The sequence below is a fragment of the Microbacterium sp. Kw_RZR3 genome (assembly GCF_029222405.1).
Taxonomy (GTDB): Bacteria; Actinomycetota; Actinomycetes; order Actinomycetales; family Microbacteriaceae; genus Microbacterium.
Window position 1 is genome coordinate 1 of sequence record NZ_JARHXC010000251.1, and the last position, 9,878, is coordinate 9,878.

The 9,878-nt window shown below is 70.2% G+C and carries 8 protein-coding genes; 4 read left to right on the top strand and 4 right to left on the bottom strand.

What is annotated here, in order from left to right; translation table 11 throughout:
* The first annotated feature begins 100 nt into the window (after positions 1 to 100).
* Positions 101 to 2,308 (top strand): AAA family ATPase, encoded by a 2,208-nt coding sequence (locus P2P98_RS14165; protein ID WP_275800747.1) that lies wholly within the window; start codon positions 101 to 103, stop codon positions 2,306 to 2,308.
* Positions 2,309 to 2,485: 177 nt separating this feature from the next.
* On the opposite strand, the gene P2P98_RS14170 is transcribed toward P2P98_RS14165, so the two are convergent.
* The 3 genes from P2P98_RS14170 to P2P98_RS14180 all read right to left on the bottom strand — a co-directional run bounded on the left by P2P98_RS14170 (position 2,486) and on the right by P2P98_RS14180 (position 5,470).
* Positions 2,486 to 3,118 (bottom strand): YdcF family protein, encoded by a 633-nt coding sequence (locus P2P98_RS14170; protein WP_275800749.1) that lies wholly within the window; start codon positions 3,116 to 3,118, stop codon positions 2,486 to 2,488.
* Between the two features lie 194 nt (positions 3,119 to 3,312).
* The gene (locus P2P98_RS14175; RefSeq protein WP_275800751.1) at positions 3,313 to 3,897 is read right to left on the bottom strand and encodes a nitroreductase family protein; all 585 of its coding nucleotides are present in this window, start codon (positions 3,895 to 3,897) and stop codon (positions 3,313 to 3,315) included.
* Positions 3,898 to 4,108: 211 nt separating this feature from the next.
* Complete coding sequence (locus tag P2P98_RS14180; RefSeq protein WP_275800753.1) at positions 4,109 to 5,470, bottom strand: glucose-6-phosphate dehydrogenase; 1,362 nt, start codon at positions 5,468 to 5,470, stop codon at positions 4,109 to 4,111.
* 113 nt (positions 5,471 to 5,583) lie between these two features.
* Here P2P98_RS14180 and P2P98_RS14185 point away from each other — a divergent pair, with 113 nt between their 5' ends.
* The 3 genes from P2P98_RS14185 to P2P98_RS14195 all read left to right on the top strand — a co-directional run bounded on the left by P2P98_RS14185 (position 5,584) and on the right by P2P98_RS14195 (position 8,616).
* On the top strand, positions 5,584 to 7,356 hold the full coding sequence (locus P2P98_RS14185; RefSeq protein WP_275800754.1) for a glycoside hydrolase family 15 protein: 1,773 nt from the start codon (positions 5,584 to 5,586) through the stop codon (positions 7,354 to 7,356).
* A 208-nt stretch (positions 7,357 to 7,564) separates the two neighbouring features.
* Entirely contained in the window at positions 7,565 to 8,242 is a 678-nt protein-coding gene (locus P2P98_RS14190; protein ID WP_275800756.1) for a hypothetical protein, read from the top strand.
* Positions 8,239 to 8,616, top strand: coding sequence for a VOC family protein (locus tag P2P98_RS14195; RefSeq protein WP_275800760.1), 378 nt, complete (start codon positions 8,239 to 8,241; stop codon positions 8,614 to 8,616). The genes P2P98_RS14190 and P2P98_RS14195 overlap by 4 nt, the downstream gene beginning before the upstream one ends.
* A gap of 6 nt (positions 8,617 to 8,622) precedes the next feature.
* Here P2P98_RS14195 and P2P98_RS14200 read toward each other — a convergent pair whose 3' ends face one another.
* Positions 8,623 to 9,780 carry a hypothetical protein gene (locus P2P98_RS14200; protein WP_275800758.1) on the bottom strand — a complete coding sequence of 386 codons (1,158 nt, stop codon included), beginning with the start codon at positions 9,778 to 9,780 and terminating at the stop codon, positions 8,623 to 8,625.
* Positions 9,781 to 9,878 lie beyond the last annotated feature (98 nt).

Genomic DNA, 9,878 nt, shown 5'->3' on the forward strand with positions numbered 1-9,878 from the left:
GGCATCCTGCCGACCCCATTGCCCCGCGCGGACGCTGATGCTAAACTTGAGTCAACGCCACTCAAGTTTGAGTGAAGCGAGAAAACTTCCAGGAGACACCATGAACGCCACACAACAGCCGGGGCAGGAGGACGCGCGCAGCGCCCTCGAGCAATTCGGCATCAACCTCACCGACCGGGCCCGCCAGGGCAAGCTCGACCCCGTGATCGGGCGTGACGGCGAGATCCGCCGCGTCAGCCAGGTACTCACCCGGCGCACCAAGAACAACCCCGTGCTCATCGGCGAGCCCGGCGTCGGCAAGACCGCCGTCGTCGAAGGACTCGCCCAGCGCATCGTCGCGGGCGACGTCGCCGAGAGTCTCAAGAACAAAGAGCTGGTCTCGCTCGACATCTCGGCGCTGGTCGCCGGTGCGATGTACCGCGGACAGTTCGAGGAGCGGCTGAAGAGCGTCCTGAAAGAGATCACCGAGTCCGACGGACGCATCATCACGTTCATCGACGAGCTGCACGTGCTCATGGGCGCGGGCGGCGGCGAAGGGTCGGTCGCGGCCAGCAACATGCTCAAGCCCATGCTCGCCCGCGGCGAGCTGCGCCTGATCGGCGCGACCACGCTCGACGAGTATCGCGAGTTCATCGAAAAGGATGCCGCTCTCGAACGCCGTTTCCAGCAGGTCTACGTCGGCGAGCCCACGGTGGAGGACACCGTGGCGATCCTCCGCGGCCTCAAAGAACGGTACGAAGCGCACCACAAGGTCGCGATCGCCGACGCGGCGCTGGTGGCCGCGGCATCCCTCTCCAACCGCTACATCCCCTCGCGCCAGCTGCCCGACAAGGCCATCGACCTGATCGACGAGGCCGCGTCGCGCCTGCGCATGGAGATCGACTCGGCTCCGCTCGAGATCGACGAGCTTCGTCGTCACGTCGACCGTCTGAAGCTCGAAGAACTCGCGCTGAAGAAGGAGAAGGACGAGGCGTCGAAAGAGCGCCTGGCGACTCTTCGCGAGACGCTCGCCGCCGAACAGGCCAAGCTCGACGAGCTGCAGACACGGTGGGAGCGCGAGCGCGCCTCGCTGAACCGCGTCGGTGAGCTCAAGACCCGCCTCGATGCCGCTCGCGTGGATGCCGAGCGCGCTCAACGCGAGGGCAACCTCGAGCGTGCGTCGCGCTTGCTGTACGCCGAGATCCCGGCGCTCGAGCGCGAGCTCATGAAGGCGGAGCGCGAAGAGCCCGCGGGTGACCGCATGGTGAACGAGCAGGTGACCGACGAGGACATCGCGGCGGTCATCGCCGCGTGGACGGGGATCCCCGTGGGGCGTCTGCTCCAGGGCGAGACCGAGAAGCTCCTGCACCTCGAGCGCGAGCTCGGCAAGCGTCTGATCGGACAGAAGGATGCCGTGAAGGCGGTGTCCGACGCCGTCCGACGCTCGCGTGCCGGCATCAGCGACCCCAACCGCCCCGTCGGCTCGTTCCTGTTCCTCGGCCCGACGGGTGTCGGAAAGACCGAGCTCGCGAAGTCGCTCGCCGACTTCCTCTTCGACGACGAGCACGCCATGGTGCGTATCGACATGTCGGAGTACGGCGAGAAGCACTCCGTCTCGCGCCTGGTCGGTGCCCCTCCGGGGTACGTCGGGTACGAGGCCGGTGGTCAGCTGACCGAGGCCGTGCGTCGGCGTCCCTACAGCGTCGTGCTGCTCGACGAGGTCGAGAAGGCGCACCCCGAAGTCTTCGACGTGCTGCTGCAGGTCATGGACGACGGTCGCCTGACCGACGGCCAGGGCCGCACGGTCGACTTCACGAACGTCATCCTGATCCTGACCTCCAACCTCGGCTCGCCGATCCTCATCGATCCGACGCTGTCGATGGATGCCAAGCGTGAACAGGTTCAGGCTCTCGTGCGGCAGGCCTTCAAACCGGAGTTCGTGAACCGCCTCGACGACATCGTGATCTTCCAGGCCCTCAGCCAGGACGACCTCGCCCAGATCGTCGAACTCGCCGTCGATGCTCTGCACAAGCGCCTGCGCGAGCGCCGGCTGACCCTCGCGGTCACGCCCGACGCCCGCTCGTGGCTCGCCGAGCGCGGCTACGACCCGGTGTACGGCGCGCGTCCGCTGCGTCGACTCATCCAGTCCGAGATCCAGGACCGCCTCGCGATGGCGATCCTCGCCGGCACGGTGCGCGACGGCGACGTGGTCCGCGTCGACGTGGCCAGCGACGGCGACTCGCTCATGCTGGTGAGCACGGGCCCCGCTGCCGAGGAGCCCGGCGACGACCCCGACGACGACGTGATCGAGGCCGAGATCGTCGAGTAGGCCGAACAGGGAGAGGGATGCCACGCGGTGTGCGTGGCATCCCCCTCCCGTGTGTGCGCCCCCCGTGCATAAACGCCATCCGCTCACGTAAACGCGGTGTGCTCGCGTTTCTGTGAGCGGATGGCGTTTATGGGGTGTGGCCGTCCCGGCGGGTCCTGCACCAGCCGCCCCGTTTCGTCACGGGCAGGGCGTGAGCCAGGCCTTCACGAACCCCGCGGTCTGATACACGTACTGGAACGCCCAGTCGTACAGCGACATGTTCGTGTCGACACCCATCACGGTGACGTCGCCCCCGTAGCACTTCGCGAAGATGTAGCGCGCGCGGGCGACGTGCGGGGTGAAGGTGATCACGACCGTCTTTCCGCTGGGGTGACTGCTGACGTATTCGGTGAGGAGTTTGGCCTCGCCAGCGGTGGTGAACGGGTCCGGCCGCTTGCAGGTGACCCCGGGCTCGCCACACGCGTCGATCTCAGAGGCATCGAAGGCGCGGTCCCCATGCCCCTTTGCGGAACCCGACACGGAGATCAGCATCGGCAGGTTGCCGTCGGCGTCGCGAAGGGTCTCACCGAGATCGAGCCGCTGCTGCTGGGGCGGTCCGATCACGTAGACGAGATTCGCGTCGGTCGGATCGCCCTGCGGAGGGAAGACGTAGAGGGGGAGCCCCGCCGCGACGATCGCCACGACAACGACGGCGAGTGCCAGGCTGAGCCGACGGAGGCGTCGCCACCGTATTCGTCCGCGCCGCGCCCCCGCGAGCGCGATGGGCTGTGATTCCGGTGCACCGGCTTCGGTGGGCGAAGAGGTCGTCACGGAAGCGATGGTAAGCCGCTCTTGTGAACGCCACGTTGCCGACGACAGGTGAGCGCGGTCCGCCACCGCTGCGGCGCGATCGCCTCAGGGCGGAGTCCGCGTCGGCGCCCCGCCGCTGGCCGGACCGAAGCAGGTTTGCCCCCGCACCGCGGCTTCGGGTGCGGGGGCGAACGAGTGTCGCTGGGGTGTCGTGATCAGGCGTCGACGAGCAGCGACTCCGCGATCGTGCGGCGCTCGCGCGGCGCGAGTTCGCGCTGGCGCAGTCCCTCTTCGGCCGCGTCGACGTCGCCGAGGGTGCCCACGGCGATGACCGTCACGGGCACGAAGCGGGGCTCGATGTCGAAGGCCGCGCGGAGGGCGTCGACCTCGAAGCCGCCCATCTGGTGCGTCGCGAGACCCTCGGCGTGCGCCTGCACGGTGAAGTGCGCGGCCGCTTGACCGGCGTCGTACAGAGCCCAGGGGCGTGCCTCGCCCTCGGCCGTCTCGGTCTCGGCGAGCACGACGACCAGCGCGCCGGCGGCCGGAGCCCATGCCTGGTTGAAGCCCATCAGGGCCGACACGACGAGAGCGTGCGCGTCGCCGCCGCGACGGGCGACGATCAGGCGCCACGGCTGGTGGTTCATGCCCGAGGGAGCCCAACGGGCGGCTTCCAGGGCCGAGCGCAGCGCGACTTCGTCGATCGGCGTTTCGGGGTCGAAGACGCGCGTGCTCCAGCGCTCGGCGAGGACGTCGAGGATGGGGGCTTCGGTGGGGGCGGTGCGGTCGAGAACGAGAGACATGGATACTCCTGTGAACGAGGACTGAGCCGGGACGCCGTTGACCCGAACCAGTGAACGCCACGCGCGCACGAGATGTTCCCATGTGACGTCGTGCGTCGCGCCCTCATAGAGAGATTTCAGGATGCCGCGCCCTCGGCGTGCGCGTCGATGAGCGACGGCTCGTCGCGTCGCGCCGCAACGGTGCCGCCCCGCCCCGCCGCAGGAGCCGCCGTCAGGCCTTCCAGGACGACGGCCCCGCGCTTCCCGCCGCGTACTCGTCGAGCGGCACCTCGTTCTGACGCCACGCGTCGATCACCGGCTGCACGATGCGCCAGCACTGCTCGGCCGCGTCGCCGCGGACGGCGAGCATCGCGTCGCCGTCGAGAATGCCCGAGAGCACTTCGCCGTACGCCTTGAGCGCGCCCTCGCCGAGATCGGCATCGAGGGTCACGCGCTCGAGCTCGAGCGGGTCGTCGGCGCCGTTGACGTTGAGCTCGAGGCTCATCGTGTCGGGGCCGAGCGAGAACACGAGCTTCGACGGGTCGCTCTCGCCGACGAATCCGCCCGGAAGGTGCCGCACGGGCTTGAAGGTGACGGTGACGGCCGGGTCTCCGGCATCCAGAGCCTTGCCCGATCGGAGCGTGATGGGCACACCCTGCCAGCGCGCGGTGCGCACCTCGACGGTCATCTCGGCGAGCGTCTCGGTGTTGCGCGACGGGTCGACGCCGGGCTCGTCGACGTACGAGACGAAGTGCCGCTCACCCACCTCGCCCGCGGTGTACCGCGCGCGGCGGGAGTTCTTCACCGGGTCGTCGTCGAGCACGTGGGTTGCGCGCAGCACGGCCGACGTCGCGTCGCGCAGATCGAGCTGATCGAGGGAGGACGGCGGCTCCATCGTGACGAACGCCATGACCTGCAGCAGGTGGCTCTGGATCATGTCGACCAGAGCTCCTGCGGAGTCGTAGTACCCGGCGCGGCCTTCGAGGCCGAGCTTCTCGGGGAAGTCGACCGTGATGGTCGCGATGTCGTCGGCCGACCACACGCTCTCGATGAGACGGTTGGCGAAGCGCACGCCCAGCAGGTTGAGCACCGTGGAGCGACCGAGGAAGTGGTCGATGCGGAAGACCTGGTCTTCGGGGACGAGGGTCGCCAGCTGCTCGTTGAGCTTGTGCGCGCTGGCTTCGTCGGTGCCGAAGGGCTTCTCGAGGGCGAGGATCGTGCCCGCGGGGATCGTGACGTCGGCGAGGGCGATGCACGACTTCTCGGTGACGGCCGGCGGAACGGCGAAGTACAGGGCCGGGCGCCCTTCGGCGCCGTCGAGGAGGGTCTGCAGGTCGGCGGCCTTCGTGATGTCGGCTTGCGAGTAGGTCGTCGACGAGACCTGCTCGAACGCCGCCTCGGCATCCATCGTCTGGAAGGCCTTCTTCACGACGTCGCGCCAGTGCTCGTCGGTCCAGTCGTCCATGCCGGCGCCGTGCAGGCGGATCGAGCGCTTCGGCTCGCGGGCGAGCAACTGGCCGAGGGCCGGGAGGAGCAGTCGAGAGGTGAGGTCGCCCGAGGCGCCCAGGATGATCAGGGTCGTGTCCGCCGCCATGGGGTAACCGTAGCGCTCGGTTCCGACATCGCCGGGATGCTTGCAGCGCGCGCATGGATGTCACTATCGAGATGTTCGGCCACGATGTCGGCGGCACCTGCCATGATCCGAGGGTGACCACTCCGATCGAGGACTATGCGGTCCTCAGCAACTGCCGCTCCGCAGCCCTGGTCTCCCGCGACGGGAGCATCGATTGGCTCTGCCTGCCGCGGTACGACAGCGGGTCGATGCTCGGCGCGCTCCTCGGCGACGAGTCGCACGGGCGGTGGTCGCTGCGCCCCGCAGACCCCGAGGCCCGGGCGACCCGGCGCTACGACGGCGACACCTTCGTCCTCGTGACGCGGTGGGAGACGGCGACCGGCGTCGCCGACGTCTACGACGCGATGCCGGTCGACGAGGGCGTCGAAGCGGTGATCCGTCGCGTGGTCGGTGTGTCGGGCGAGGTCGACTTCGTCAGCGAGGTCCGTCTGCGCTTCGACTACGCGCGAGCCGTCCCGTGGGTCCAGCAGATCGGACAGGGCGGCGAACACGCGATCCTCGCCGTCGCGGGTCCCGATGCCGTCGTCATCCGGGGTCCGCGCCTGATCGCCGTCGACACCGCGCATCGCGGCCGCTGGACGGCGGCGGCGGGGCAGAGCGTCGATTCCGTCCTCTCGTGGGGCCCGTCGTGGCGTGAGGCCCCGGCCGCGTTCAACGTCGAGGCGGCCCTCGAACGCACGCGCGAATGGTGGGCCGCGTGGGCCGACCGCGTGCAGTCAGCCGGCACGCACGCGGCACTCGTCACCCGTTCGCTCATGGTGCTGCGCGCCCTCACGCACTCCGAGACCGGCGGGATCGTCGCGGCCGCGACCACATCGCTCCCCGAGGCCTTCGGCGGCTCCCGCAACTGGGACTACCGCTACGTGTGGCTGCGCGACGCCGCGCTCACGCTGAGCGCGTACATCGACCACGGGTACCTGGATGCCGCCCAGCACTGGCGCACCTGGCTGCTCCGGGCCATCGCCGGCGATCCGGCCGACGTGCAGATCATGTACGGCATCGCGGGGGAGCGCGACCTCCCCGAGCGAGAGATCACGAGCCTCCCCGGGTACGGCGGCGCCGCGCCCGTTCGCATCGGCAACGGGGCGGTCACGCAGTACCAGGCCGATGTCATCGGCGAGGTGATGGTGGCGCTCGAAGCGGCGCGGAACGCGGGGGTCGAAGAGACGACGTTCTCGTGGTCGCTCCAACGTTCCCTGCTGAATCAGCTTGCAGGAGAGGTCGACAAACCCGACCTCGGCATCTGGGAGATGCGCGGAGAACCGCACTCCTTCACCCACTCCCGGGCGATGGTGTGGGCCGCGTTCGACCGTGGCATCCGGGCCGTCGAAGAGGGCGGTCGCGAGGGCGAGGTCGACACGTGGCGCGCGCTGCGCGACAGCGTGCGCGCCGACATCGATGCGCGTGGCGTGCACGAGGGCGGGTGGTTCACGCAGCACTTCGACACCGACGAGGTCGACGCGTCGCTGCTCGTGCTGCCGCAGGTGGGCTTCTGCGCCTACGACGATCCGCGCATGCTCGCCACGGTCGCGCGCATGGAAAAGACGCTCATGCCCGACGGGTGGCTTCTGCGCTATCGCACCACCGGTGTCGACGGGCTCAGCGGCGACGAGCATCCCTTCCTCGCGTGCTCGTTCTGGCTGGTCGGGCAGTACGCGCACAGCGGGCGGCGCGACGAGGCCGTGACGTTGATGAAGCGCCTCACGGCGGTCGCCAACGACCTCGGCCTGCTGTCGGAGGAGTACGACCCCACGACGAAGCGGCAGGCCGGGAACACCCCGCAGGCCCTGTCGCATCTCGCGCTGGTGGGGGCGGCCGACGCCCTGGATGCCACGGCTCCGCGCTGAGCGCCCTCCTCGGGCCGCGGCGGCGGTGGCCGCGCGCTCTGCGGGCCGCGGCGGAGGTGGCTGAGCCTGTCGAAGCCTCCGGTCCCTTCGACGGGCTCAGGGACCTCGCGCTGCGTGAGCGACCCCGCGCGGCGAGCACGACCTCACGCTGCGCACGGGGACCGCGCAGTCCGCCCCCACCCCCACCGCGCGGCCCTAGAGTCATCGCATGGACGACGACGTCGAGCTGCGCCTGCTGCGCGAGCGGGTCTACGGCGTCGACGGTGCCGCCGCCACTCCGGCGATGATCGCTCGGCTCGCCGAGCTCGAGGAGAACGCACGACGGCCGCCCATCGTGGAGGATCCGCCCGCCGACGTACCGGATGCCGAGCCCCCGACGCCCGCTGACGACGTCACCGAACCGTCCACCCGGCGCCCCGCCCTCCGCTGGGCGCTCATCGGGGTCGGCGCCGTCGCCCTCGTGAGCGTCGGCGTCGCGATCGGCTCCACGTTCGCGGCCCCGCCGTCGACCGCGGCCACCGCCGATCCCGCCGAGGCGAGCCTGCCCGAGCTCACCTTCCCGCAGACGGCCGAAGACGTCATCTCGGCCGAGATCCTCAGCGACAGCGGCATCGACCCGGCGAGCACCCGTTACATCGCGACGGTGAGCGACTTCCGCATCTACCTCGCCCGGCCCGACGACGGCGACGGACGCTGCATCGCGACCTTCACCTCCAGCGAGAACCGTCCCTGGTCCGCCGGGTGCGCGAGCGGAGCGCAGGTCGGAGCCGCCGTCTTCGGCATCGACGAGAGACTCACCGTCGCGATCGGCGAGCCGGTCTCGTCGGGGGTCGACGGCATCCCGATCCGTCTGTCCGACAGCGTCACGGCCTTCGTGGCGCGCTGAGTCCCGCCGGTGCCTTCTCGGGCTTCGCCGTCGACGACCTCGACGCCGCCCATCGCTTCTACGCGGACACGCTCGGACTCACCGTCGAGGTGCTCGCCGGCACCGGCTTCCTGTCGCTGCAGCTCGCCTCGGGTGGGAGCGTGCTCGTGTACGGCAAGCCGAACCACACGCCCGCGTCGTTCACGGCGCTGAACTTCCCCGTCGCGGATGTCGAGGCGGCCGTCGACGACCTGCGGGCGCGTGGCGTCGAGACGAAGATCTACGACGATGCGGACTTCCCCACCGGCTCGCGCGGGATCATGCGCGAGGGTGGCCCGCTGATCGCGTGGTTCCGCGACCCGGCGGGCAACGTCCTCGCGGTCCTCGAGGAGTGACCCGCGTCAGCCGGCCGGCTGCAGGTCGGTGCCCGTGGCGTCGAGACGGAAGAACGCGTCGCGATAGTCGTCGCGCAGCCCGAACGTGATCTCCGGCACGCCGACGTTGCGGATGAACGTCGGGCTCTGGACATCGTCGTCGGTCGCGCGCTCGATGCGAGCCGACGCACCGTCGGTGGGAAGCCCGCTCTGGGCGGACGCCTGCTCCATCGCGGGCCAGAGCCGGTCGAGGGCGACGTCCGACCACGAGAACTGCTCCTCCGCGAGCTCGGGCTGACGGTGAGCCGCCCCGTCGTGGCTCACGACGCCGCCGCGGTAGGTCCACTCGTCGGTCTCCACTGCGCCGACGCGGATCGGGGCGTCGACGAGGACGGCATCCGGGATCACCGTGATCGACACGACCCGGTCGTGTCCGATCGCCTCCTGGAGCGCCCCTTCGGCGGTCTCGAGTGCGTCGGGGTGTCGCATGTCGACGCTCCACCGGCCGTCCGACCACGCGTCGAGGGTCAGCCCGACCGCCCCGCGGAAGGGCAGCACGACGACGGCGCCCGCGAGCACGGCGACGAGCGCGAACACCGCCAGGCGCAGGGGTCGTCCACGGCGGCCGATGCCGATCAGCGGTCCGCGGCGGCGACCCCTGTCGATGCGCGTCCCCGGGGTGATCGGTCGGACGTCGACGTCGGAACGCGGCGGCACGACGAGGCGCGCGATCTCGGCGGGCGAGAGCTCCCCGTCTGCGAAGACGATCTCGGGCCCGCCCTCGAGAAGTATCGCGACGTCGCGCTCGAGGCCGGCCTGGTACGCGGGCAGCTCGGTCAGGGGCACGAGCCTGCGGATGGTCGTCGCCCACGCGTCCCCCGTGAGGGAGACCACCGTGACGTCGATGTCGCACACGGGCTGCTCGTTGACGAACGTGCCGGTCTGGCGCACCGCGTCGATGCGCGCGCGTCCGAGACGTCGTCCATCGCGGGCTTCCTGCACGGCGGCAGGGGAGGGGAGCGCCGCGGCGAGCCCCCCGCCCAGCCGCGAGACGGTGGTCGCGGCGATGCAGACTCCGATGGCGACGCCGAAGATGAGCATTCCCGGGTCTGGATTCCCCAGCAGCGAGACGATGAGACCGCCGATCGCTGCCCCGAACGCGGCGAAAGCGAGAAGGCGGAGCACCGAAAGAGCCTAATCGCCCCCTGAGAACACGGCGAGGAGCGGAGGGAAGAGGGGAGGGATGCCGAAGCCCTGGCATCCCTCCCCCTTCCCCCGCTGTG

Excerpts from the sequence above, each read along its gene's own strand:
- P2P98_RS14165 (WP_275800747.1), top strand. The coding sequence starts at position 101 with ATGAACGCCACACAACAGCCGGGGCAGGAGGACGCGCGCAGCGCCCTC.
- P2P98_RS14180 (WP_275800753.1), bottom strand. The coding sequence starts at position 5,470 with ATGGCGGCGGACACGACCCTGATCATCCTGGGCGCCTCGGGCGACCTC.
- P2P98_RS14190 (WP_275800756.1), top strand. The coding sequence starts at position 7,565 with ATGGACGACGACGTCGAGCTGCGCCTGCTGCGCGAGCGGGTCTACGGC.
- P2P98_RS14175 (WP_275800751.1), bottom strand. The coding sequence starts at position 3,897 with ATGTCTCTCGTTCTCGACCGCACCGCCCCCACCGAAGCCCCCATCCTC.